Annotated in this window: 21 protein-coding genes and 1 other RNA gene; 15 read left to right on the top strand and 7 right to left on the bottom strand. The window is 46.1% G+C overall.

Translation table 11 applies throughout. The annotated features are described in order from the left end of the window. Positions 1-14: 14 nt before the first annotated feature. The 12 genes from murD (at position 15) to mutT (ending at position 15,138) form a co-directional block, all read left to right on the top strand. Positions 15-1,340: a UDP-N-acetylmuramoyl-L-alanine--D-glutamate ligase gene (gene murD, locus AC0L6N_RS15770; protein WP_473475837.1), complete on the top strand. Its 1,326-nt coding sequence runs from the start codon at positions 15-17 to the stop codon at positions 1,338-1,340. After that, positions 1,337-2,800, top strand: coding sequence for a cell division protein FtsW (ftsW, locus tag AC0L6N_RS15765; protein ID WP_473475835.1), 1,464 nt, complete (start codon positions 1,337-1,339; stop codon positions 2,798-2,800). The genes murD and ftsW overlap by 4 nt, the downstream gene beginning before the upstream one ends. Further along, on the top strand, positions 2,793-3,941 hold the full coding sequence (murG, locus tag AC0L6N_RS15760; RefSeq protein ID WP_473475832.1) for an undecaprenyldiphospho-muramoylpentapeptide beta-N-acetylglucosaminyltransferase: 1,149 nt from the start codon (positions 2,793-2,795) through the stop codon (positions 3,939-3,941). Before ftsW ends, murG begins: the two co-directional genes overlap by 8 nt. Continuing rightward, positions 3,938-5,392: a UDP-N-acetylmuramate--L-alanine ligase gene (gene murC / locus AC0L6N_RS15755; RefSeq protein WP_473475830.1), complete on the top strand. Its 1,455-nt coding sequence runs from the start codon at positions 3,938-3,940 to the stop codon at positions 5,390-5,392. Before murG ends, murC begins: the two co-directional genes overlap by 4 nt. Beyond that, a complete protein-coding gene (locus AC0L6N_RS15750; protein ID WP_473475827.1) occupies positions 5,389-6,345 on the top strand; it encodes a D-alanine--D-alanine ligase in 957 nt (318 codons plus the stop codon). Before murC ends, AC0L6N_RS15750 begins: the two co-directional genes overlap by 4 nt. Positions 6,346-6,350: 5 nt before the next feature. Continuing rightward, complete coding sequence (locus AC0L6N_RS15745; RefSeq protein ID WP_473475825.1) at positions 6,351-7,112, top strand: cell division protein FtsQ/DivIB; 762 nt, start codon at positions 6,351-6,353, stop codon at positions 7,110-7,112. Between the two features lie 21 nt (positions 7,113-7,133). After that, on the top strand, positions 7,134-8,363 hold the full coding sequence (gene ftsA, locus AC0L6N_RS15740; protein WP_011576245.1) for a cell division protein FtsA: 1,230 nt from the start codon (positions 7,134-7,136) through the stop codon (positions 8,361-8,363). A gap of 83 nt (positions 8,364-8,446) precedes the next feature. Further along, entirely contained in the window at positions 8,447-9,619 is a 1,173-nt protein-coding gene (ftsZ, locus tag AC0L6N_RS15735) for a cell division protein FtsZ (protein WP_011576244.1), read from the top strand. Positions 9,620-9,795: 176 nt separating this feature from the next. Next, positions 9,796-10,710, top strand: coding sequence for a UDP-3-O-acyl-N-acetylglucosamine deacetylase (gene lpxC / locus AC0L6N_RS15730; protein WP_011576243.1), 915 nt, complete (start codon positions 9,796-9,798; stop codon positions 10,708-10,710). 138 nt (positions 10,711-10,848) lie between these two features. Further along, complete coding sequence (locus AC0L6N_RS15725; RefSeq protein WP_473475820.1) at positions 10,849-11,748, top strand: M23 family metallopeptidase; 900 nt, start codon at positions 10,849-10,851, stop codon at positions 11,746-11,748. Positions 11,749-11,922: 174 nt separating this feature from the next. Continuing rightward, a complete protein-coding gene (gene secA / locus AC0L6N_RS15720; RefSeq protein WP_011576241.1) occupies positions 11,923-14,652 on the top strand; it encodes a preprotein translocase subunit SecA in 2,730 nt (909 codons plus the stop codon). Positions 14,653-14,745: 93 nt separating this feature from the next. Continuing rightward, positions 14,746-15,138, top strand: a complete 393-nt coding sequence (gene mutT, locus AC0L6N_RS15715) for an 8-oxo-dGTP diphosphatase MutT (protein WP_473475818.1) — start codon at positions 14,746-14,748, stop codon at positions 15,136-15,138. A 10-nt stretch (positions 15,139-15,148) separates the two neighbouring features. Here mutT and AC0L6N_RS15710 read toward each other — a convergent pair whose 3' ends face one another. From AC0L6N_RS15710 to ssrS, 7 genes are all read right to left on the bottom strand, one after another. Beyond that, positions 15,149-16,186 carry a hypothetical protein gene (locus tag AC0L6N_RS15710; RefSeq protein ID WP_473481351.1) on the bottom strand — a complete coding sequence of 346 codons (1,038 nt, stop codon included), beginning with the start codon at positions 16,184-16,186 and terminating at the stop codon, positions 15,149-15,151. Positions 16,187-16,387: 201 nt separating this feature from the next. Further along, entirely contained in the window at positions 16,388-17,044 is a 657-nt protein-coding gene (gene rpiA / locus AC0L6N_RS15705; RefSeq protein ID WP_473475815.1) for a ribose-5-phosphate isomerase RpiA, read from the bottom strand. A gap of 141 nt (positions 17,045-17,185) precedes the next feature. Continuing rightward, entirely contained in the window at positions 17,186-17,782 is a 597-nt protein-coding gene (locus tag AC0L6N_RS15700) for a 5-formyltetrahydrofolate cyclo-ligase (protein ID WP_473475813.1), read from the bottom strand. A 155-nt stretch (positions 17,783-17,937) separates the two neighbouring features. Then, positions 17,938-18,873 carry a nucleoside hydrolase gene (locus tag AC0L6N_RS15695; protein ID WP_011576236.1) on the bottom strand — a complete coding sequence of 312 codons (936 nt, stop codon included), beginning with the start codon at positions 18,871-18,873 and terminating at the stop codon, positions 17,938-17,940. A 21-nt stretch (positions 18,874-18,894) separates the two neighbouring features. Further along, positions 18,895-19,791, bottom strand: a complete 897-nt coding sequence (locus AC0L6N_RS15690) for a ribokinase (RefSeq protein WP_011576235.1) — start codon at positions 19,789-19,791, stop codon at positions 18,895-18,897. Positions 19,792-19,885: 94 nt separating this feature from the next. Beyond that, complete coding sequence (locus AC0L6N_RS15685) at positions 19,886-20,296, bottom strand: hypothetical protein (RefSeq protein ID WP_011576234.1); 411 nt, start codon at positions 20,294-20,296, stop codon at positions 19,886-19,888. 148 nt (positions 20,297-20,444) lie between these two features. Continuing rightward, a non-coding RNA gene (gene ssrS / locus AC0L6N_RS15680) (6S RNA) lies at positions 20,445-20,626 on the bottom strand. Positions 20,627-20,839: 213 nt separating this feature from the next. On the opposite strand from ssrS, the gene AC0L6N_RS15675 reads away from it, so the two are divergent. Genes AC0L6N_RS15675 through AC0L6N_RS15665 form a run of 3 tightly spaced genes read left to right on the top strand, consistent with a single transcriptional unit; the run spans position 20,840 to position 24,019 of the window. Then, positions 20,840-21,409: a UPF0149 family protein gene (locus tag AC0L6N_RS15675; RefSeq protein WP_011576233.1), complete on the top strand. Its 570-nt coding sequence runs from the start codon at positions 20,840-20,842 to the stop codon at positions 21,407-21,409. Between the two features lie 12 nt (positions 21,410-21,421). Continuing rightward, positions 21,422-22,753, top strand: coding sequence for a Xaa-Pro aminopeptidase (gene pepP, locus AC0L6N_RS15670; RefSeq protein WP_473475809.1), 1,332 nt, complete (start codon positions 21,422-21,424; stop codon positions 22,751-22,753). Between the two features lie 39 nt (positions 22,754-22,792). Then, the gene (locus AC0L6N_RS15665) at positions 22,793-24,019 is read left to right on the top strand and encodes an FAD-dependent monooxygenase (RefSeq protein ID WP_473475808.1); all 1,227 of its coding nucleotides are present in this window, start codon (positions 22,793-22,795) and stop codon (positions 24,017-24,019) included. The last annotated feature ends 7 nt before the right edge of the window (positions 24,020-24,026 follow it).

The raw sequence follows: 24,026 nt of genomic DNA, 5'->3' as shown, positions 1-24,026 counted from the left end.
GGATATTGCGTTAAATGGCTGCTAATCCATTAGCAAATAAAAATATCATCGTAGTTGGACTCGGTTTAACCGGTTTGTCCTGCGTGAGATTTTTAGTCGCTAAAGGTGCCAATGTGAGCGCAGTGGATACCCGTGCAGATTTGGATGTCAGTGTATCCGTTCCTGTGTTTCTCGGTGAACTGGATAGCGCCCGTTTGTGCGCAGCAGACATGCTGGTAGTCAGCCCAGGTTTGAGTTTGAAAACACCGGCCATCAATGCCGCCATTGACGCGGGCGTGCAGGTGATTGGCGACATCGAACTGTTCGCCATGTTCAACAATACACCTGTATTAGCGGTTACCGGCTCTAATGGTAAATCGACGGTGGCAACACTCGCCTACGAGATGTGTTTAGCGGCAGGAAAAAAAGCGTTATTAGGGGGGAATATCGGTATTCCTGCTCTGGAATTGTTAGAAAATGACGCTGACATTATTGTTTTAGAGCTATCGAGCTTTCAGCTGGAAACCACCTATACCTTGCGCCCTCACGTGGCTTGCATGTTAAATCTCAGTGATGATCATTTGGACCGCCACGGAGATATGCTGAGCTATCAGCGCGCAAAACTGCGGATATTTCGCGATGCACGTTTCAGCGTGTGCAACCGCGATGACGCTGCCACATGGCCTATGACGATTAATCCTGATGTCATGTTTGGTTTGAGTAGCAGCGAACGTGGCCTGAGCTGGAATAAAGAGACCGCGCATATCTTACTGGACGGTAAAGACTTCCTTGATAGCCATGCCTGCATGTTGGTAGGCGAGCATAATATGCTCAATATTCAAGCTGCCACTGCCATGGCGATGTTGGCGGGTATTGATCTTAGTGCCATTAAGCATGCAGCCACCAGCTTTGCAGGTCTGGCACATCGCTGTCAAACCGTGGCGGTGAGTCATCATGTGCGTTGGATAAATGACTCCAAAGCGACCAACGTTGGCGCCACTATTGCCGCCATAGATGGCCTAGCACCGACCTGTAAAGGCAAATTGATCCTTATCGCGGGTGGCGACGGGAAAGGAGCTGATTTCTCGCCACTGGAAGAGCGGTTCAACGCACAAGTAAATGAGTTAATTACCCTAGGTAAAGATGGTCCTAAGTTGGCTGAATTAAAGGCAAACAGCCATCAGGTTGCAACCTTAGACGATGCAGTGCAATTGGCTGCTACGTTAGCAGAGGGCGACGCGACCGTGTTGCTGTCACCTGCTTGCGCTAGCTTGGATATGTTTAAAAACTATCAGCAACGCGGCGACTTATTCGTAAAAGCGGTAAACACTCTGGTAGCTGAGCAAGGAGGTCAGCGATGAACACATCGACTTTCGCGACGCCTCTTCGCGCTATGTTTGCTCAGCGACATGATGCTGCCCCAGCGGTGGTTCGCCCTTACGATGTGAGCTTGATTTTGCTGGCGCTGTCGTTAATGGCGATTGGCTTGGTTATTGTGACGTCTGCGTCTATGCCGGTGGCGTCTCGTTTGTTTGACAACCCGTTTCATTTTGCTATCCGCCATGGCATCTATATCGTATTGGCGATTGGTGCGGCCTTGACCGTGATGCAGATCCCGATGCAGTGGTGGCGCACCAGTAATGCTTGGTTATTACTGTTAGGTCTGGTGCTGTTGATTGCCGTCTTATTAGTAGGGCGCAGTGTCAATGGCAGTACTCGATGGCTAGCGATAGGACCCATTACTATTCAAGCGGCCGAACCTGCTAAGTTATTCTTTTTCTGCTATCTAGCGGGGTACTTGGTTAGGCGTTATGAGGAAGTGACTGAAAACATTAAGGGCTTTGCGAAGCCGTTAGTGGTGTTCTTTGCCTTTGCTGTACTGCTGCTACTTCAACCTGATTTAGGTACCGTTGTGGTCATGCTATGCACCACTATTGGGTTACTGTTTTTGGCGGGGGCTAAACTGTGGCAGTTCTTTGGCTTGGCGTTTACCGGCGGCGCAGCAGTGACCTTCTTGATCATGTTCGAAGAATATCGCATGAAACGAATTACCTCCTTTTTAGATCCTTGGGCCGACCCATTTGGCAGCGGTTACCAGTTAACTCAGTCCCTGATGGCGTATGGACGTGGCGATGTATTTGGACAAGGCCTAGGTAACAGTTTGCAAAAGTTGGAATACTTACCCGAAGCACACACCGATTTTATCATGGCTATCTTAGCAGAAGAGCTTGGTTTCGCTGGAGTGCTAACGGTGCTGGCACTTATGCTATGCATAGTGCTCAAAGCCATGAAAATGGGTAGCAAAGCACTGCAAAATGAACGTCCTTTTGATGCCTATCTTGCGTACTCCATTGGTATTTGGTTTAGCTTTCAAACCGCAGTGAACGTGGGCGCGAGTGCCGGTATTTTGCCCACTAAAGGCCTTACGTTCCCGCTATTAAGTTATGGCGGCTCTAGTTTGATTATTATGGCTGCAGCAGTGGGTTTATTGGTGCGTATCGATTTTGAAATGCGCGTTGAAGGTATTCAAGCTATCGACCGAGGCGGCAAAGCGAAAGCGTCTACATCGAGCAGCATAAAAAACAAACCGAAAACAGCCAGTAGTGCAGGTAAGAAAAAAGTCTCTACTGTGCTTGATGATGTGGCTTACGCCGTCGTCGATGACGTGCAAGACGAAGAACAAGATATCGATTCTATCATGGATGACTTTGCCCAAGACGAATCTGCGCAAACACTAAGCCATCAAACCAAACGTGCTAGTAAAAACAACAGCAAAACCCCGCGAGGCAAGGACGAAGAGCAGGAGGATGGCTATGTCTAATCGAATTGCATCTGACTGTGCTATGACGCATACCTTGCTTGTGATGGCTGGTGGTACCGGGGGGCATGTCTTTCCTGGTCTGGCTGTGGCACAGGCGCTCAAAGAACAGAATTGGCATATCCATTGGCTTGGCACCGCACAGCGAATGGAAGCAGAACTAGTGCCCAAGGCTGGGTTTGAAATCAGTTTTATTGATATCGCCGGTGTGCGTGGTAACGGATTAGTGCGCTTGCTAGCGGCGCCGTTCAAAATCATCAAAGCGGTTATCCAAGCAAGGGGCGTTATCAAACAGGTTAAGCCTGATGTTGTGATCGGTATGGGCGGTTTTGCCAGTGGCCCGGGCGGCGTAGCAGCATGGCTAATGGGCAAACCTTTGGTCTTACATGAGCAAAACGCAGCGCCAGGTATGACCAATAGATTACTCGCCCGAATCGCGAATAAAGTACTGACAGGATTTGCTGGTACATTCGATGCGCAAAAAACAGCAGACCGTCAGGGGCAAGACGTGAGTGATTCCGCAAAATATCAATGGGTAGGGAATCCAGTGCGCGCGGGCTTTGCCACAATTATGCCCAAGCAAATATCCGGTATTAGCCGCGCTACAAATATCCTTATTCTCGGTGGAAGCTTAGGGGCAAAAGCGTTGAATGAGAATGTCCCTCTAGCGTTAGCGAAGCAGAATGAAATCAAAGTACGTCACCAATGTGGAAAAGGTCATTTAGACTCAGTCACCCAGTTGTACCAAAATCAATTAGGCGACAGCGGTGATTGGCAGGTGGATGAATTTGTAGAGGATATGCCACAGGCCTATCAATGGGCTGATTTGGTGATATGCCGAGCTGGCGCTTTGACCGTGGCTGAAGTAGCGGCATCCGGTGTGGCAGCTATTTTCGTGCCTTTGCCCCATGCTGTGGACGATCATCAAACTAAAAACGCGCAAACGTTAGTCGAGCATGAAGCAGGCTATTTGTTGGCGCAAAATGAATTAGTACAAGGCGGGTTAACTTCATTGTTAGAAGACTGTCTTGCACAACCAAACATGCTAGTGGAAATGGGTAACAAGGCCCGAAAGTTAGCGAAATTAGATGCAGTACAACGAGTCACTCATTGCTGCCAGTTGTTAGTGGAGAAAGCGCAATGATCGCACCCGATAAAGTTCATTACCATGTGCCAGAGATGCGCCGAATTAAAAATATTCACTTTGTGGGTATCGGCGGTGCTGGCATGGGTGGTATTGCTGAAGTGTTATTAAACGAAGGTTACCAGGTATCCGGCTCTGACCGTCAAGCCAATGGAATGACAGATCGCTTGTCAGGCCTTGGGGCAACTATTTTCTTTGGACATCAAGCGAGTAATGTTGAGAAAGCCAATGTGGTAGTGGTGTCCAGTGCGATTGACCCAACTAATCCAGAAGTTAACGCCGCCAACGAAATGCGTATTCCTGTTATTCGCCGAGCAGAAATGCTAGCGGAATTAATGCGTTTTAGACATGGCATAGCCATCGCGGGAACGCACGGCAAAACAACGACGACTAGCTTGATAGCGACTATTTTTGCTCAAGCAGAGCTTGATCCTACCTTTGTTATTGGTGGCTTACTTAATAGTGCAGGCACGAATGCTAGATTGGGTTCGAGTCAGTACCTTATTGCAGAAGCTGACGAAAGTGATGCGTCCTTCGTGCATCTTCAACCCATGGTGTCAGTGGTCACGAATATTGAGCCTGATCACATGGAAACTTACCAAGGTGACTTCCAAAAGATGCAAGACACCTACATTGACTTTCTTCACAACCTACCTTTTTACGGTTTAGCCGTGTTGTGCATTGATGATCCGGTGATCACGCAATTACTCCCTCGCATAAAACGTAAATACCTGACCTATGGCTACAGCGAAGTCGCGGATGTGCGTGCGACTAACGTTAAGCACACATTTAATCAAAGTGAATTCACTTTAAAGCGCAAAGATCATCAAGACATACAAGTTGTGGTCAATGCACCAGGCAAGCACAACGTACTTAACGCTCTTGCTGCTATTGCCGTGGCGACGGATGAAAATATTGAAGATGCTGCAATCACTGCCGCGTTAGCGAATTTCTCTGGCATAGGCCGTCGCTTTGAAATGTTGGGCGAATTTGCCACAGGCGAGGGCGACGTGCTGCTGGTTGATGATTACGGTCATCATCCCACGGAAGTTGAAGCGACCATAGCGGTAGCGCGTAATAATTGGCCTGACAGACGACTCGTTATGGCTTATCAGCCTCATCGCTATTCACGAACCCGTGATCTGTACGAAGATTTTGTGCGCGTATTATCGCAAGTAGACGTGCTGTTGCTCCTTGATGTGTATTCCGCTGGTGAAGAAAAAATAGAAGGGGCAGACAGTAAATCCCTGTGCCGTTCTATGCGTCAACGTGGTCAGCTTGAACCCATTTATGTAGCAGACAAAAACGAATTACCTAAGTTATTGGCAGACAACCTAAAAGACCAAGATATTTTGTTGACCCAAGGTGCTGGCAATATTGGCCAAATTGCCAAAGAGCTACAAGAAATGAAGTTAGACAAGGGCGCGTTGCGTACCGGGTGGTCAAAGTGACACTGGCGAACGCAACACACACTAGCGCAATAGATATCGCACGCTTTGGAAAGGTCGCCGTGATGTTTGGCGGGCGCTCTGCCGAGCGTGAAGTATCCCTGCGCTCAGGGCAAGCTGTGCTTAGCGCATTGATCAGCGCTGGTGTAAACGCCCATGGCTTTGATCCTGCTGAGTCTGAGCTACATCAACTTGTGGAACAGAAATTTGATCGCGTGTTGATCATGCTTCATGGCCGTGGCGGTGAAGACGGCTCGCTCCAAGGCGCATTACAGCAAATGAACATGCCTTATACCGGTACGGGCGTCTTAGGTTCTGCCTTATGCATGGATAAAATACGCAGTAAACAGGTGTGGCAGAGTCTGGGACTCCCAACAGCCAATTATGAAATTGCGGATAAAAGAGACTTTAATGCCGAGAACTGCAGCGATATAATGTCCCGCTTAGGAGATCTGGTTATGGTCAAGCCTGCTCAAGAAGGTTCGAGTATCGGCATGGCCAAAGTGTCAAATGCGCAACAACTCGCCGCAGCGATCCAACAGGCTTTTGAATATGACGATAAAGTGTTGTTGGAGCAATTCATCCAAGGTTCAGAGTACACCGTTAGCCTATTAAATGGCGAAGCGCTGCCCTCGATCAGTATGTCGACCCCACGAGACTTTTATGACTATGAGGCTAAGTACCAGTCTAATACGACTGAGTATTTTTGCCCCAGCGGTTTGCCTGCGGAACAAGAAGGGCTGTTAGCGCGTCTTGCGTTGGACGCATTCGATGCCGTCGCAGGCTCAGGTTGGGGAAGAGTCGATTTTATGCAGGATATGTTGGGGCAGTTTTATTTACTAGAAGCGAACACAGTACCGGGTATGACGGAAAAGAGTTTAGTGCCTTTAGCGGCCAAGCAAGCAGGATTGAGCTTTGAGCAACTTTCCTTAGCTGTATTGGCAACGGCAGGTTAATTGCTATGACCAGCGAAGCGAAGGTAACGACTGAGCAACCCAACTACCGATTTATCGGTGGAATGCTGTTCTTGTTGTTATTGCTCGCTGGCATTGTATACGGCGCTTGGGCCATAAAAGTGTGGGCCGAGGACGAGCAAAAAGCGCCAGTGCGCGATATTGCCTTGTCGGGTGATTTACGCTTTGTTAAACAAAGCGAGATTGAGAGCTTAATACGTAAAACCCAGCCGGGCAGTTTTTTTGAACTAGACGTAGAGCAAGCGCACCAAGATATTGAGAATTTGCCATGGGTTTACCGAGCATCAATCCGTAAACGCTGGCCAAATAGTTTGAAAATATATGTGCTGGAACAAACCCCAGCAGCGAAATGGAACAACGACTTGGTGTTGAATCAATACGGTGATGTATTTGCTGGGGAGCTCGCCAAGGCCACGACGCCGCCTCAGTTACCAAGTTTGTTTGGGCCTGGCGGCAGCGAACATACCGCGCTTGAAGGGTACAACTCTATGCAAGCGTTACTAGCAAGTGCTGGTATGAACATTGATGAATTGTTTTTAAGTGAGCGTTTCGCCTGGCATTTGCGCTTAGTCAATGGCATCAATCTGAATTTAGGACGCAACGAATACATAGCGAGATTGCAACGTTTTATCGACTTGTATCCCTTGCTGAAGAAGAACGAAAGAGCCGTAGATTATGTTGATTTACGCTATGACACAGGTTTAGCTGTGGGATGGAAGTCCCCTGAAAAACCTACACAAGAGAGCTAATGAAAGTGAGAGCAGCACGATATGTCTAAAGTTACAGATAGAAAGCTAATTGTAGGCTTAGACATTGGTACCAGCATGGTAAAAGCCGTCGTCGGTGAGCTACTTGACGATGGTGGGATCAGCGTTATTGGTGTCGGTAGTCATCCATCTAAAGGGATGGATAAAGGTGGCGTAAACGATTTGAACCTAGTGGTTCAGTCGGTACAGCGTGCCATGAGCGAAATGGAATTAATGGCTGATTGCCGAGTGTCGTCAGTGTTTATGTCGATCTCTGGGCGTCATGTGCAGTGCCAAAATGAAAGTGGCATGGTCCCCATTAATAACAAAGAAGTGACCCAAGAAGACGTTGATAATGTGATCCACGCCGCCCGCTCAGTGCCTATCGCCGCTGAACGTCGTTTGCTTCACGTATTGCCACAAGAATTTACGATTGACGTACAAGAAGGGATAAAAAACCCAATTGGCATGTCAGGAGTGCGTATGGAAGCTCAAGCGCACATTATTACTTGCGCTGACGACATGGCTAAAAACTTAGTGAAATGTGTAGAGCGTTGCGACTTAACGACAGACCAGTTGATTTTCTCATCGTTAGCCTCGAGTTATGCGGTACTAACCGATGATGAAAAAGAGTTAGGTGTGTGCGTGGTTGATATCGGCGGTGGCACTATCGATATTGTGATTTATACAGACGGCGCCATTAGGCATACCGCTGTCGTTCCCGCTGCAGGTAATCAAATTACCAGTGATATTGCGAAAATATTCCGCACGCCTATCAGTCATGCAGAAGACATTAAAATTAATTATGCCTGTGCCCTAAAAGACATGGTTAGCATGGAAGAGAACATCGAAGTGCATAGTGTCGGTGGTAGACCGTCTCGCGCTATGTCTCGTCATACCTTGGCAGAGGTTATTGAACCAAGGTATCAAGAGCTGTTCGAATTGGTGCAGAAAGAAATACGTAATAGCGGCTTTGAAGAGCAGATAGCCGCAGGGATCGTGTTAACAGGCGGTACTGCCAAAATGGAAGGGGCGATTGAATTTGCCGAAGAAATTTTTCAAATGCCTGTACGTGTGGGTGAGCCATTATCTATCAAAGGTTTGTCGGAATACGTGGAAGACCCAACATTTGCCACGGCGATTGGGTTGCTTCAGTACGGAAAAGAACACATTACGGCCAAAACAGCGGCCAAAACGAAAGCGTCAGAAGGCGTTTGGGAACGAATTCAAAGTTGGTTTAAGGGCGAGTTTTAGACCTGCTTTTAAATGAACTTAAAAAACTATAGGCCGCAAACTATTTTGTTTGCATGTCTTAGCGCAAAAACCGGAGAGTAAATATGTTTGAATTAATGGATAGTCATAGCGAAGAAGCCGTCATTAAAGTTATTGGTGTCGGTGGAGGTGGCGGAAACGCTATCGAACACATGGTGTCACAATGTATTGAAGGTGTTGAATTCATCGCCATCAATACCGATGCGCAAGTTTTACGTAGCTCAGCGGCTAACGTGACTCTGCAAATCGGTTCTGGTGTTACCAAAGGCTTGGGTGCAGGTGCAAACCCTAACATAGGCCGTGAAGCAGCTGAAGAAGACCGCGAGACCATTCGCCAATCGCTGGAAGGTGCCGATATGGTATTTATCACAGCTGGTATGGGTGGTGGTACCGGTACAGGTGCAGCACCTGAAGTGGCTAAAATCGCTAAAGAGTTGGGTATTTTGACTGTAGCGGTTGTCACTAAGCCTTTCCCTTTTGAAGGCCGTAAGCGTACTGATTTCGCTGAACAAGGTATCGAAGAGTTATCAAAATACGTTGATTCACTGATCACCATCCCGAACGAAAAATTACTGAAAGTCATGGGTAAAGGTACGCCTTTACTGCAAGCGTTCAGTGCTGCGAATGATATTTTAAGCGGAGCGGTACAAGGTATAGCTGAGCTTATTACACGTCCTGGTTTGATCAACGTGGATTTCGCCGATGTAAGAACCGTTATGTCAGAAATGGGTACGGCCATGATGGGGAGTGGCAGTGCTTCTGGTGAAGATCGCGCTGAAGAAGCTTCAGAAGGTGCAATTGCGTGTCCATTATTAGAAGACATCGACTTGTCTGGCGCCCGTGGTATTTTGGTTAACATCACAGCTGGCCCCGACTTCTCAATTGATGAATTCGAAATCGTGGGTAATGCTGTTAAGGCGTTCGCATCTGAAAACGCAACTGTGGTTGTGGGCACGGTTATCGACATGGAAATGTCTGATGAGCTGCGCGTGACCGTTGTGGCGACAGGTATTGGTGCAGAGCGTAAGCCTGACATCTCTTTGGTATCAAACCGCACTTCAGCACGTGTACCGAGTGAACAGCAAGAAGTTCGTATTCAAGCCAACGGTACTGACAATGTACAAACCAGTGTGACCACTGAAAGTAGCCGTACAGTGGTGAATGAAGAAAGAACTGACTCAGGTAATGATCTTGAATATTTAGATATTCCTGCGTTTTTACGCAAGCAAGCTGATTAAAATCGGGTCTATGAATTATTAGACTAATGCGTTGTCTTATCACTTCAGATCAAACAACAGATTATCCTGTTGTATGGACTTGAAAAGGGTGAATATGACACTATTTTGACAATAGACGCATTAATTCATATAATACGTGCCGCTTTTTATTAGGTTAACTAGAGCCAAGAAATAAAATGATTAAACAACGTACCATTAAACAATCTGTTCAAGAGACTGGAATTGGTCTGCACAAAGGTGACAAGGTCACTATGACTCTCCGGCCTGCGCCGGCGAATACAGGTATTGTATTTCGCCGCGTTGACCTTGAGCCTCATGCGGATATTCCAGCTCGCGCCGAAGCGGTGGGTGACACGATGTTGTGTACGTGTATAACCAACGCTGACGGTGTGTCTATTTCCACCGTTGAGCACTTGGCTTCAGCGCTTGCCGGCTTAGGCATCGACAATATTATTGTTGAAGTTGATAGTGACGAATTGCCGATCATGGACGGTAGCGCTAGCCCGTTCATCTTCTTATTGCAATCTGTTGGTATTGAGGAGCTTAACGCCCCTAAACAATTCATTAAGATCAAAAAAGCGATTAAAGTGAAAGACGGCGACAAGTGGGCAGAGTTGCGCCCGCATGACGGTTTCCGTGTGGATTTTCGCATCGACTTTGATCACCCTGCGATCAGTCAGACACGCCAACACATGGTGTTAGACTTTGATTCATCTTCCTATGTTGATGAAGTGAGTCGTGCTCGCACGTTTGGTTTTATGAAAGATCTAGAATACATGAACGCCAACAACCTTGCGCTTGGTGGCAGCATGGCGAACGCCGTGGCTTTAGACGAATACCGCGTGCTTAACCCTGAAGGGTTGCGTTATAGCGATGAGTTCCTAAAGCATAAAATTCTAGATGCCATTGGTGATTTATATTTAGGTGGCCACAGTATTATCGGTGAGTTAGTTGCCTATAAAACCGGTCACGGATTGAATAACAAATTGCTTAATGCGTTGCTGCAGAACCAAGCTTGTTGGGAATTTGTCAGCTATGACAATAGCGAAGAGCTACCTATTAGATTCGCATCACCTATTTTAGCGAACTAAATTGAATTACGACTAAAATGCCGCTTTAAGCGGCATTTTTTGTTTAAGACGAATTGATTTTGTATATCAAGAACCCTTTGTTAAACTGCATCTCACAAGAGATGTAAAGCATCCAAACTTTTGGGAAATCGTTCAATAATGAGTCTGACACTACTGTATCGCAGTAAAAAATCACGTTTTGTTTATCGGCCTACTAAGCGCCAGATATTGCCGTGCTTTATTGCCATATGCGGTTTATTTCTTATTTCCAGTCGCTCCACAGATTTACCCAATGAAAACTTGGCTCGGTTGTCGTTAGCGCAATCTGGTTTACAACAGCAACAGACCCAGCTAGACGACCTTAAAACCACCACTGAGCAACGTTTAGCAGCGGTGCTGCAAAAATTAGCTGAAGCAGAAAGCCGCTTAGTTAAAGTGAATGCATTAGGCGCAAGGCTAGTAGAGCAGGCTCAATTAAACCCTGATGAATTTAGTTTTTCAGTGAGTGGCGAAGAAGCGCAAGTATTGCCTGATACGCCAGTTGACGTGAGCCAATACAATATGGTTTCCCGTATCGAAATCATGCTTGATGAGTTAGCAGATAAAGAGAAGCAATTGGGTGCGCTTGAATCTATCTTCATGAGTCACCATATAATCGAAGAAAGCGCATTGGCGGGCCGCCCGATTGAGGCTGGTTGGCTATCATCGTACTACGGTATCAGAACCGACCCATTTTCCGGTAAACCTACCATGCACAAAGGGTTAGATTTCGCCGGAGCAGAAGGGGAGCCCGTATTAGCCACTGGCGCAGGCATAGTAACGTGGGCGGCAACGCGATATGGTTACGGTGAATTAGTAGAAATTGACCATGGTAATGGCTTGGTCACACGATACGGGCACAATAAGTCCGTAGAGGTAAAGATGGGTGATGTAGTGACCAAAGGTCAATCAATTGCCTTGATGGGTAATACTGGTCGTTCAACCGGTGCTCATGTACATTATGAAGTTATAAAACAAGGGCAACCACAAGACCCATTACCCTTTGTATATCGCAACTAGCTGTTAAAGCGTCGGCTTAAGCAAGGGTAGTCTGTTTGATATCGCCCAACGAAACATTTTTCGTTATTTATTGGCAATCGGCTCTTTAAAAGCGATTTGTCTTACTTTAGTCATGATTTTTATGCCTTCGAGGCTGTAAGGTCATTCATTTATTAGATTGGAAGCTGTAAATCCATGTTTTCGAGTATTCTGACCAAGGTTTTTGGTAGCCGTAATGACCGAACTTTAAAAAAATTAAATAAAATTACTGAGCAAGTTAACCAGTTAGAAGCACAGTATGAGGCGCTAAGTGATGAGCAACTCAAAGCTAAGACGGGTGAGTTTCAAAAGCGTTTGCAAGACGGTGAAGACACAGACAATTTATTGCCTGAAGCGTTCGCTGTTGTACGTGAAGCCAGTAAGCGTGTGTTTTCAATGCGTCATTTCGATGTACAGATGCTTGGTGGTCAGGTGTTGCACACAGGTCAAATCGCTGAAATGCGTACCGGTGAAGGTAAAACCCTTACCTCTACACTACCTGCCTACTTAAACGCTTTAAGTGGTAAGGGTGTGCATGTGATTACCGTCAACGATTATTTGGCGAGTCGTGATGCTGAGGGCAGCCGTCCACTATTTGAATTCTTAGGGTTGAGTGTTGGCTGTAATATCCCTGGCATGAACCATGCCCAGAAAAAAGAAGCCTACGCTGCTGATATTACTTACGGCACTAACAATGAATTCGGTTTTGATTACCTGCGTGACAACATGGCCTTTAGCCCTGGTGATCGTGTTCAACGCGAACTGCATTACGCCATCATTGATGAAGTGGATTCAATCCTCATCGATGAAGCCAGAACGCCGCTGATTATTTCCGGTCAAGCGGAAGACAGCTCTGAGCTATATCGTAAAATTAATGCCATTATTCCTCAGCTTGAACAGCAAGAAAAAGAAGACGAAGAAGGCAAAAATGGCGACGGTGACTACACTATCGACGAAAAAGGTAAACAGGTACATTTGACTGAAAAAGGTCAAATTCATGTTGAAGAGATCCTTAAAACCAGCGGTATCCTCGGGGAAGATGAATCTCTTTTCGCTGCAGCTAATATTTCGTTGTTGCACCATGTGAATGCGGCACTACGTGCGCATAAATTGTTTAGCCGTGACGTTGATTACATCGTTAAAGGTGATGACGTGGTTATCGTTGATGAGCACACTGGCCGCACAATGGAAGGTCGTCGTTGGTCTGAAGGTTTACACCAGGCAGTAGAAGCCAAAGAAGGTGTAAATATTCAAAACGAGAACCAAACACTCGCGTCAATCACCTTCCAAAATTACTTTCGTTTGTATGACAAGCTTGCAGGTATGACAGGTACAGCGGATACCGAAGCGTTTGAATTTCAAAGTATTTACGGCTTAGATACCGTAGTTATTCCAACGAATAAGCCTATGGTCCGTAAAGATAAAGCCGACTTAATATACTTAACCGCCCAAGAGAAATACGAAGCGATTGTTGAAGATATTAAAGATTGCGTTAAGCGTGGCCAGCCGACATTAGTCGGTACAGTATCTATTGAAAACTCTGAGCTTATTTCCAATATATTGAAAAAAGCAAAAATTCCTCACAAGGTATTGAACGCGAAATTCCATGAGCAGGAAGCTGACATCGTTGCGCAAGCGGGTAAGCCCGGTGCCGTGACGATTGCTACTAACATGGCTGGTCGTGGTACGGATATTGTTCTTGGTGGTAACTGGCAAGTAGCCGTTGATGGTATTAACGATCCTAAGCCTGGCACCGTGGAGAAAATCAAAGAGCAATGGCAAAAAGATCACGATGCGGTAATTGAGGCCGGTGGTTTACACATCATAGGCACAGAGCGTCACGAATCTCGCCGTATCGATAACCAGCTTCGTGGTCGTTCAGGCCGTCAAGGTGATGCGGGGTCTTCGCGTTTTTACTTGTCACTCGATGATGCCTTAATGCGTATCTTTGCCTCTGAAAAAATGGGCAACATGATGAAGCGTTTAGGTATGGAGCGCGGTGAAGCTATTGAGCATCCTTGGGTTACGCGTGCAATCGAAAATGCACAACGTAAAGTGGAAGGTCGTAACTTCGACATGCGTAAGCAGTTACTTGAGTTTGATGATGTGGCAAACGATCAGCGTAAGGTCATTTACGAGCAGCGTAATGAGCTACTTGATGAAGGCGATATTTATTCGACCATCGAAGCCATTCGCATCGATGTAGTAGATAGCATTATTAGCCAATACATTCCGCCGCAATCACTGAGCGAAATGTGGAATGTTAGCGGATTAGAAGAGCACTTTAAAAGTGAGTTTTTATTGGATATTCCATTACAAAAATGGATCGATGAAGACGACAAATTATACGAAGAGAAAATCCGCGAGCGCATTTTAGAAGAAGTGAATAACGCTTATAAAGCGAAAGAAGACATTGTTGGCCCAGACGTGCTTCGCCAGTTTGAAAAAGCGGTGATGTTGCAAAACTTGGACAGTCATTGGAAAGAGCATTTGGCGGCAATGGATCATTTACGCCAAGGCATTCATTTGCGTGGTTATGCTCAGAAAAATCCGAAGCAAGAATATAAGCGCGAATCATTCGAACTGTTTACTGAAATGTTAGAAGCATTGAAAGTAGAAGTGGTTACTGTACTAAGTAAAGTACAAGTGAAAGCGGAATCTGATGTTGAAGCCGTTGAAGAGCAGCGTCGTCAAGCGGACGAACAACCTAAACAGTACGAGCATGAAACTGCTAGTGCGACTCAGGCGCCTGAACAAGCACCAGAAGCAGCGCCTGCTGCACGTCCGGGCAATGCACTGCGCGATGGCCCCAAAGTAGGTCGTAATGATCCGTGTCCATGTGGTTCAGGGCTTAAATATAAACAATGCCATGGTAAATTAAGCTAGTTACTGCGTTTTTAGCTTAATGTCATAGGCAGTAAGAGCGGGCTATTCCTTTGGGAGCAGCCCGTTTTTTTTGAATAAAAATGAGGTATAGCGGTGAAAGTGATTGATGTTGCAGTTGGGGTAATAAAACGCGAACAAGAGATATATATCAGCAAGCGAGCGGACGACCTGCATCAAGGTGGTAAGTGGGAATTCCCAGGTGGCAAACAAGAAAGTGGTGAGACTCCAGCTCAAGCGTTAACACGAGAACTAAAAGAAGAAGTCGGTATTCACGTTACGCACCTACAAGACTATATGTTGATAGAGCACGACTATGGCGACAAATGCGTTCGCTTACATATTCAACTCGTCGATGAATTTAGCGGCGAACCAATACATTTAGAAGGGCAAATTAGTCGCTGGGTGAATATTGCCCAATTGACCGATTTTGATTTTCCGGCTGCTAATGTCGCTATCGTTAATAGGCTGCAGCAGGAATTCCTTTAGTGCGTCTTATTTAGCCGGTAATAGTTGCTCTGTGTTCTTGCTTTAAGCGACTGATTTCCTCTTGCGCTGATCGTAGTTCCCGCTCCATTTGCCGACGAGAGTCGATCATTTCATTGGCGATGGTGGCGAGATATTTAAACTCTGAGAAGCCCATGTTTTTCTCATCCATATGCTGGTATTCGCGCTTACAGCGATAGAAAAACATCACAAAATTGCTAAACGCCCGTTGCAACGTCAAAAAGCTACGTACAAGTAAAACGATCAGTACAACCGAGGTGATAAGCAAGATGATGATGCTCGTTATTTCTACGTGTTGCTGAGCTTTACTGACTTGGTGCTGTAGCTGCTGATCTAAATTAATAAAGTTTTGCTCTACCAAATGCGCTTGATTACGAAAGCGTCCCTGAAGCCCGCTGTCATGATCGAGTCCGACATGGCGATAAGCATCCACTAATTGCATGAATTGTTGCTGATATCGAGTCAGAAGAGGCATGAGTTGGGCATACATAGATGCGGGCTGGGTTTCAATTCGTTGTCTTAGGGAAGAGTACAAGTTCAGTTCTTTATCCACATAGCCCATGTCTTTACGAAGTAGAAAATCTTTTTCGGCTCTGCGTATTTGTAACAGCAATTGGTGCATATATTGCAAATTTGCTTGGGCTATTTTGGCTTCCAAGGCGTGGGTCGCTTCTCGAAAGGCACCTTGGTATCCGCTATTTTCATCAAGCCCCATAGCCACTCGCATCTCTACTAAGGTGTTAAATTGTTGCTGGTACAAAGGCAGACTAGCCAGTAACTGGGTAAAAATGGCTTGATTGGCCCTAGAGTGCTCATCTGCTTTTTGTATCGCGACTAACTGGGCGAGGAATTGATCCGTTTGCTGATTAAATTTATCTACATAGGTGGTATCGAGGCGCAGTAAAAAGTCTTTTTCATGTCTTCTTAATTGCAAGAAATCTTGGCCGAGGCGCAGAAGAGATTTATTTTTCTCATTTAAATCAACGAGTTTTTGGGTGTAATAAATTTGGCTTCCTACCAATAGCAGCATGCCTAAAACACACACTGTAATAATTAACACGAGGCGAGTTTTTATCGAATCTAAATGAATGGACACAACGAGATACTACAGTTGACTAAGTTATTGGTCAGTTTGCCATTGTTATATGACGATTTTGTGTACACTTGGGTGTCTATTAAATGCATGCGAGCCGCTAAAGAGCGGCTCTACTTGAATTGGCTAAATTAAGCGTTACTCGTTTACTTGAACACCGCTCTCGCTGCCTGTGAGCACTACATCGGCCCCTCGGATTGCAAACAAGCCGTTAGTGACAACACCAACAATGTTGTTTAACTGTCGCTCTAGCTCTACAGGATTCAGTATTTTCAGATTATGTACGTCTAGGATGACGTTACCATTGTCGGTCACCACACCTTGGCGATACACTGGATCGCCACCGAGCTTTACAATCTCCCTAGCGACGTATGAGCGCGCCATAGGGATAACTTCAACGGGGAGTGGAAAGGCGCCTAATACGCCCACGTTTTTGGTATCGTCGATGATACAGACGAACTTCTGTGCTACCGCTGCAACAATTTTCTCACGAGTTAAAGCCGCACCCCCGCCTTTAATCATATGCCGGTGTTCAGTGATTTCATCCGCGCCATCAACATACACTGATAATTGATCAACCGAGTTCAAATCAAACACTTCAATACCTAACGCTTTTAAACGTTCTGTTGATGCTTCTGAGCTGGAAACCGCACCGACTATATCGTTCTTGATTGGCGCTAAGGCCTCAATGAAGTAATTGACAGTAGAGCCAGTACCAACGCCTATTATGGAGTCTTGCTCTACATATCGTACCGCTGCTTGAGCGACTGCTTTCTTCTTATCGTCTTGATTCATTATGTTCTTCTTTGGGTCGTTTGATGTGTAAAGTATACCCAAGGTAGTGTTAGAAGCCAGAACCTAATGAGCATTGAGAACACAAAGGTAAGGGCAGACCCTTAACCGTTTAAAAAGACAAAAACTAAGCGTAATACGCGGTTAAGCGTGGCTATAGATATGCGATGGCGTCATTATCTTGTGCATGGGAATATCCCACTTTTCAGTTTTTAAGCCGCTGCTTACTTTCTGGCAGTCGTGGGCCACCCCGTATATCTGCAAAGGTATTTCATGGCGTGTCACTGGGGCCAGTGTACGATCATAAAACCCCCCTCCCATGCCCAATCGTTGGGCAGTGTGATCGAAGGCAACTAACGGAGTAAAAATAACGTCAAGTTTTGCAATGGGGACAATGTCACAGGCGTTAAGCTTAGGCTCGAGAATGCCAAAGCTATTGGTCTGCATTTCACTGTTTTGTCGGTAGCGCACGAAAACTAAATGTCCTTTGCAAAAAGGGTGCAGCACGGGCAAGCAAACGGTTTTGCCCTTCAACCAAGCATCGTTAATTAATGGGGTCAATGCGATTTCGCCATCTTGCGCTAAATAACAAGCCACAACGTGGGCATTTTGATATTCAGTCAGAGCACTGCACTGCATCAAAAGTTGCTCGCTAGCAAAAGTCTGTTGTGCTTCGCTGAGGTTATTACGCGCTTGGCGAAAGTGTCGTCGTAATTGATTACGCTTATCAGGTACTGGCATGCTAATAAAAACTGGGGTGACGAGTAGGGAACATCATATTCAATCATCGCGCTTTTTGTCGGAGTTTTTGCTGTTTTATTGGTTTTCGTATGAGTTTATTAACGACAGAGAAACTGCACCTGTGTGAGTGCAGTTTCATCAAAACAGCCTGAGGCTTAGTAGGTGTCTAAATAAAGCTTGGTTAGACGCTCTTTATCTACTTTGACTGCCACATCAATCTGCTGCGCTTCAAGCCAATGAGGGCTTGCAGTGGTATTTTTAGGAGCAACAGTCGTTTGCCCTATGTTCAAAGGGTCGGTAGACACACGGGCGTGGCCACGAACAATTTCGAATAAGCTTGGGTCAACCAAATGTGCAATAGGCATAGCATCATGGAAGAAACACACACGCTTTTCACGGTTTTGCGAGTAAAAGTCCATGTAGAACTGCGCCGCGTCGTGAACAAATCCACCTAATTTAGCATTGTTATCACGTAAACCTTCTAAAAATGCAGGATCAAAGGGCAGTGTCATTGTCACATCTAAACCGAACATGGTGAGGTTCCAGTCAGCAGCAAATACGATCTCTGCTGCGTACGCATCGTTCCAAATGTTGGCTTCAGCAACCGGTGTAACATTTCCTGGCACAAAAGCAGCGCCGCCCATAATAGACACACCTTTTAACAGCTTAGGCAGTTCAGGCTCTAAACGAAGCGCCAATGCCAAGTTGCCTAGTGGACCAATGGCAACGACGGTGATTTCACCTGGGTGCTGGCGTGCCATATCAACAATAAATTGCGCTGAGCTACGAGGGTCTAACGGGCGTTTTGACGGTTCTGGGCAAACGTTACCGAAGCCATCATCGCCATGAACGAAATGTGCATAAGTAGACTGAGGGCCAACCCATGGCATACCCACGCCTTTACATACTGGAATATCAACTCCGGCCATTTCGCACAAAGTAAGTGCGTTTTGGGCAGCCATTTCAACGGGTACATTGCCATAAACGGTCGTTAAACCAAGTACGTCAATATCTGGAGATTGAAAAGCGAAAAAGATCGCCATTGCATCGTCGATACCCGGATCGGTATCAAGAATAATTTTATGACTCATACAGTCCTCGTTGAATGTAATTTAACTATGGTGTTTGGCAAGAAAACGATTTACTTGGTCTTCATCCGGTATGGATTGCGCCGCCCCAACTTGGGTTACTGCTATGGCTGATGCTGCACATGCTCTGGTTAATGCAACTTTCGCTTCAGTATGCTCACTGTAAGCAGAAAGAAAGAACCCAATAAAGGTATCTCCAGCGGCCGTGGTGTCAACAGCGTCAACCACAAACGCATCAACTTCAATTCTGCGTCCGTTTTTGAGCATGCATACGCCCGCTTTACCTAATGTAATAATCACTTCACAGTCAGGCCAATTGGCTGCGAAATACTGCTCCATAGCATCAATGTCGCTATGTCCGGTAATTTCTTGGGCCTCTACCTCATTAACGATAAGCAAATCGATACAGTTAACAGGTAGCTGTTTGACGGATTCCGTCATAGGGGCGGGGTTAAACGCTACTTTTAAGCCCGCTTCTTTGGCTTGTTTAAGTACTTCGTCAATCGAACTGGTTTCATTTTGAGTTAACACCCAGTCACTTGATTTGGCGCCATCGAGTGCGAGCATCACATCCTTTGCGGTTATTTCATGATTTGCTCCGCCGAACAATACGATTGCGTTTTCACCTGATGGAGTAACTTGGATGATGGCATGGCCTGAAGGAGCTTCTGTGCACGCAACATACTTACAGTTGATGTTGTGCTTGATCATGATTTGCTTGAAGTTGGCATCCGATTCGTTAATGCGGCCAACGTGGCGCACATCTGCTCCAGCCTTCGCTAATGCAATAGATTGATTTGCACCTTTGCCGCCCAGTAAGCATTGATAATGCGTTGAGGCTAGGGTTTCACCAGGTTGCACGAAGTGCTCGACCTGATAAACATGGTCCACATTAATAGAACCAAAGTTAATAACAGCCATATAGCGTAATTCCGAAAGTTAATATCATTTTGGCGGTATTCTAACCGAGAAAATGCGTATATGTCCTAAATAAGTAACAAAATACGAGCCTTTTTTACTTTAGGAAGGCGAAAATTCGTTTCAACAGCGGCCTTTTTGAAACAAATGGTTCTTGGCTAACCATAAACAAGCGAACTGATACTGTTGCCCCATGTCCCCAAGGCCACCAAGCGAGCATAACATCTGGGCGTTCAGTTTCTTCAGAGTAATACAGCCGCTGTTTTTTGCTTAAAACAGCGTATTTACCCGCCAAGTGTTTCATTAGCATCGGCGCTTGTTTGATGTTCTTCGCATGCCACTCAACCGCATAGTGTTTCTTGACGATTGCATTGACTTGGTCTGCTTTGTCCGCAGAAAATTCAGCTAAAAGTGCGCGATTGAAGTCATCGTATTTCCATTTCACCACGCCGTTAAGTGCATCAACTATAACGGCACCTCGTTGGCGTATTACTGATTCTTGATTCATGAGAGCCACTTATAATCGCAATTGATGTAACACGTAATAATCTGCATATTTTTTCATCCTTGAATTCGAAATGCATTAGGGTAATGAAAATAAATATTCACTAAAAAATATTTATTTAATAAATATTCATAAAAAAGTGCAGGGAAGGGTGTCTCCCAAAATGCCGCTGTTCGGTGTTCGCCCGTGAACCGAAAGTTCAGGGCGGAAGTATCATCATTGCCGTAGGCGTCTCGATACGAGCCGAGCTTGCGCAATAGCGATGGAATCAACTTCCTAGGTAAAAAGCATCGGCCAGGGACATTACTGAACTGGCAAACATTCCAGGAGACATAGCACACACTCATAGTTGAGCATGTTTTGAACCAAAATCGTCAGCTTTTACCGCAAAAGCAGTAGTAACCGCGATTTCGGCGCCATTATAGTATGGGACGGGGGGCAGTTGTCCAATTTCATTTCAGCAAATGCTGAATTACTCCTGTGCTTAGCATGACCTGATTTGACCATGATGTTAGAATTACACCAATAACCAAATGGGATAACGCTTTGAATACTGAAGAACAAAAATACGAACAGATTACTGCCGCGCTTCAGCGCAACAATATTTTGGCCAGCGCCGCAGAAGTACAAGGCGTGTTTTGCGGCATGCTAGGCGGTGGAATGCCGTTAGAATCCCAAGATTGGGTTGAAGCCATTGCCGATTTTGTCAATCAGGGCGAGTCTTTGGCAAAGGACGTACAGTCATTACTCAACGAGTTGTACAACGAGACCTGTCAGCAACTGGTAGAAAGCGACTTTTCTTTGGTGCTGTGCTTACCTGATGACGCCGCCCCCATTAACGAACGTGGACAGGCACTATTAGAGTGGGTTCAAGGGTTTATGCTTGGCTTTGGTTTACATCAAGACGATTTAACTAAATGCTCACCGGACGTTAAAGAAGCGTTAGAAGATTTCGCCGAAATCGCGCGTATGGACGAAGAAATGGCTGAAGGTGAAGAGTTCGAGCAGGCTCTATTTGAAGTGGTTGAATATGTGCGTGTCAGTGCAATGTTGTGCTTTAACGAACTGGGTAAGTCACCTGAAGAGCAGCAAAGCCAACCTAAGACGGTGCATTAAGCTTACGTGCCTATGATAGAGTTTGATAAAAACGAGTTTGCCCAGCGCCGACTGAAGCTGCTTAATAAGATGCTGCCCAATAGCATCTGTGTGGTGCCAAGTAGTGCTTTAGTGACGCGCAGCCGTGACACTGAGTTCCCGTTTCGACAAGATAGTTACTTCGCGTATTTGAGCGGCTTCCCGGAGCCTGAAGCCTATCTAGTACTCACCAACTCCTGTGATTATCCGAACGGCTTAAGTGTACTTTTTTGCCAAGGTAAAGATCCCAGCGTAGAAATGTGGCAGGGCAAACGCATCGGGCCGCGAAAAGCCAAGCGCGATTTTGGTTTTGATATTGCTTTTGACAACGAAGAGTTAGATGAGCGCCTACTTGAATTAATAAATGGCCACGAACAGTTGTATTTTGCCTTAGGTGCTAATCAAGAATGTGAAGAGCGCCTTTTAGAGTGCGTTGAACAGCTTCGTAATGCGCCAAAGCAAAGCCAGATGGCGCCTTCGAGTATTGTTGACCCTCGTGCGATTTTAGACGAGATGCGTTTATTTAAATCCCTGTACGAGCAAAGGATTATGCGCACGGCAGGGCAAATTAGCGCTCAAGCGCATATTCGTGCCATGAGGTTTGCTAACCCCGAGCGCTTTGAATACCAATTAGAAGCTGAACTTCACCACGAATTTGCTATGCAGGGGGCTAAGCACCCAGCGTATAGCACTATAGTGGGCAGTGGCGAAAACGCCTGTATTCTGCATTACACTGAAAACAGCGCTGAACTAAAAGAAGGTGAGCTCGTACTGATTGATGCAGGCTGTGAATTAAACGGATATGCCGCAGATATCACTCGTACCTTTCCAGTGTCAGGGCGTTTTTCACAGGCGCAGCGCCAATTATATCAACTGGTGCTTGACGCTCAGTTAGCCGCCCTTGAATGCATCAAACCTGGGCGCACTATCAGTGAAGCAAGCGCGGCCGCAATAGAAGTTATAACAGCCGGATTACTCGACTTGGGTTTACTTAAAGGTAGCTTGGCAGACAATATAATGGGCCAGCACTACCGCCCCTTTTTTATGCACGGTTTGAGTCATTGGCTTGGACTTGATGTACATGACGTGGGTAATTACAAAGTCGCCGATAGAGATAGGCCGTTCGAAGCAGGAATGGTGCTAACGGTAGAGCCAGGCGTTTATGTAGCAAGTGATGCGCCTGTAGCCGAACATTGGCGCGGGATCGGCATCCGAATTGAAGATAATGTACTGATCACGGTTACTGGGCACGAGATATTAACCAAAGATGTGCCCAAAGGAATCTCAGAAATAGAAACGCTAATGGCTACTAAAACTGTTAGCTAATCCTTTTGGCGTTACGTTCACTTTTTAGGACAGCAATGAATGCAAAGTTATGATGTGGTTATCGTCGGTGGCGGAATAGTCGGTTTAACCGTTGCGCTCACATTGGCGAGCGGTGAGCTTAACGTAGCGATTATTGATGCGCAATCAGGTGACACCGCACTTGGCGATAAACCTGAGCTACGAGTCAGCACTTTTACCCTAGCGACCCAAACCGTAATGCAAAATTTAGGCGTTTGGCCTTTACTGGCGCAAGAGCGGCTGTGCGCTTATGAGCACATGTCGGTGTGGGATCAAGACAGTTTCGCCCATATTGGTTTTTCCCATAGCGAGGTAAAACAAGATTATCTTGGTCATGTAGTAGAAAATCAAAATTTAGCGCTAGCGCTGTGGGCGAAGGCAGAGCAAAGCCCTTGCATCACGATTTTTGCGCCAAACAAAGTCAGTAAAATGGTATTTGGCCAACAAGAAAGCTTCTTAACCCTAGATGATGACACCATGCTAACGGCTAGGCTGGTGGTCGGTGCTGATGGTGCTAACTCAATGGTACGGCAAAAAGCCAATTTGCCGTTAACATTTTGGGATTACGAACATCATTCGATTGTTGCCACAATTAAAACCGAATTGCCTCACGATAATACTGCTAGGCAGGTGTTTACCCCGAAAGGACCGTTAGCCTTTTTACCTTTGTGGGATGCGCATCATTGTTCAATTGTTTGGTCTCAGCAGGAGCCTGCCGCCACCGCATTACTCGCGTTAGATGATGCCGCCTTTGAAAAAGCGCTTATGGCTGCGTTTGATATGCGTTTAGGCATATGTGAATTAGTCAGTGAGCGCAAAAGCTTCCCGTTAAAAATGCGGTACGCGCGCCAATGGGTAAGCGATAGAGTGGCATTGGTTGGCGATGCCGCACACACTATTCACCCCTTAGCGGGTCAAGGTGCGAACCTAGGGATAATGGATGGGGTGGCCTTAGCCGAACAGGTGATCAAAATAGCTGAGCAAGGTAAGGATATTGGTTTAACCAAAAACTTACGTGAATATGAGCGCTGGCGCAAAACTGAAGCGGTGAAAATGATTGCTACCATGGAGTCATTCAAACGCTTATTTGATGGGGCAAACCCAGTGCAAAAGTGGGTGCGTGACGTCGGCCTCAGCACCATGAACCACTTGCCCAAAGCAAAACAGAAAATTGTTCAGCACGCGGTTGGACTCGGTGGTGAACTGCCCCACCTAGCGCAGAATAAACTGACAAGGAAGGCGTCTTAGGTTGAAC

The organism is Paraglaciecola sp. G1-13 (assembly GCF_055809255.1).
Note: the sequence above shows the minus strand (reverse complement) of the source record. Positions and strands in the feature narration are given on the sequence as shown.

Bases quoted from the DNA above. Each gene is read 5' to 3' on its own strand.
- ftsW (WP_473475835.1), top strand. From the start codon at position 1,337: ATGAACACATCGACTTTCGCGACGCCTCTTCGCGCTATGTTTGCTCAG.
- AC0L6N_RS15685 (WP_011576234.1), bottom strand. From the start codon at position 20,296: ATGAATCAAGAATCAGTAATACGCCAACGAGGTGCCGTTATAGTTGAT.
- secA (WP_011576241.1), top strand. From the start codon at position 11,923: ATGTTTTCGAGTATTCTGACCAAGGTTTTTGGTAGCCGTAATGACCGA.
- AC0L6N_RS15745 (WP_473475825.1), top strand. From the start codon at position 6,351: ATGACCAGCGAAGCGAAGGTAACGACTGAGCAACCCAACTACCGATTT.
- AC0L6N_RS15690 (WP_011576235.1), bottom strand. From the start codon at position 19,791: ATGGCTGTTATTAACTTTGGTTCTATTAATGTGGACCATGTTTATCAG.
- murG (WP_473475832.1), top strand. From the start codon at position 2,793: ATGTCTAATCGAATTGCATCTGACTGTGCTATGACGCATACCTTGCTT.
- murD (WP_473475837.1), top strand. From the start codon at position 15: ATGGCTGCTAATCCATTAGCAAATAAAAATATCATCGTAGTTGGACTC.
- AC0L6N_RS15725 (WP_473475820.1), top strand. From the start codon at position 10,849: ATGAGTCTGACACTACTGTATCGCAGTAAAAAATCACGTTTTGTTTAT.
- AC0L6N_RS15665 (WP_473475808.1), top strand. From the start codon at position 22,793: ATGCAAAGTTATGATGTGGTTATCGTCGGTGGCGGAATAGTCGGTTTA.
- rpiA (WP_473475815.1), bottom strand. From the start codon at position 17,044: ATGAATCAAGACGATAAGAAGAAAGCAGTCGCTCAAGCAGCGGTACGA.
- pepP (WP_473475809.1), top strand. From the start codon at position 21,422: ATGATAGAGTTTGATAAAAACGAGTTTGCCCAGCGCCGACTGAAGCTG.
- lpxC (WP_011576243.1), top strand. From the start codon at position 9,796: ATGATTAAACAACGTACCATTAAACAATCTGTTCAAGAGACTGGAATT.
- ftsZ (WP_011576244.1), top strand. From the start codon at position 8,447: ATGTTTGAATTAATGGATAGTCATAGCGAAGAAGCCGTCATTAAAGTT.
- murC (WP_473475830.1), top strand. From the start codon at position 3,938: ATGATCGCACCCGATAAAGTTCATTACCATGTGCCAGAGATGCGCCGA.
- AC0L6N_RS15695 (WP_011576236.1), bottom strand. From the start codon at position 18,873: ATGAGTCATAAAATTATTCTTGATACCGATCCGGGTATCGACGATGCA.
- AC0L6N_RS15710 (WP_473481351.1), bottom strand. From the start codon at position 16,186: ATGCTGCTATTGGTAGGAAGCCAAATTTATTACACCCAAAAACTCGTT.
- AC0L6N_RS15700 (WP_473475813.1), bottom strand. From the start codon at position 17,782: ATGCCAGTACCTGATAAGCGTAATCAATTACGACGACACTTTCGCCAA.
- ftsA (WP_011576245.1), top strand. From the start codon at position 7,134: ATGTCTAAAGTTACAGATAGAAAGCTAATTGTAGGCTTAGACATTGGT.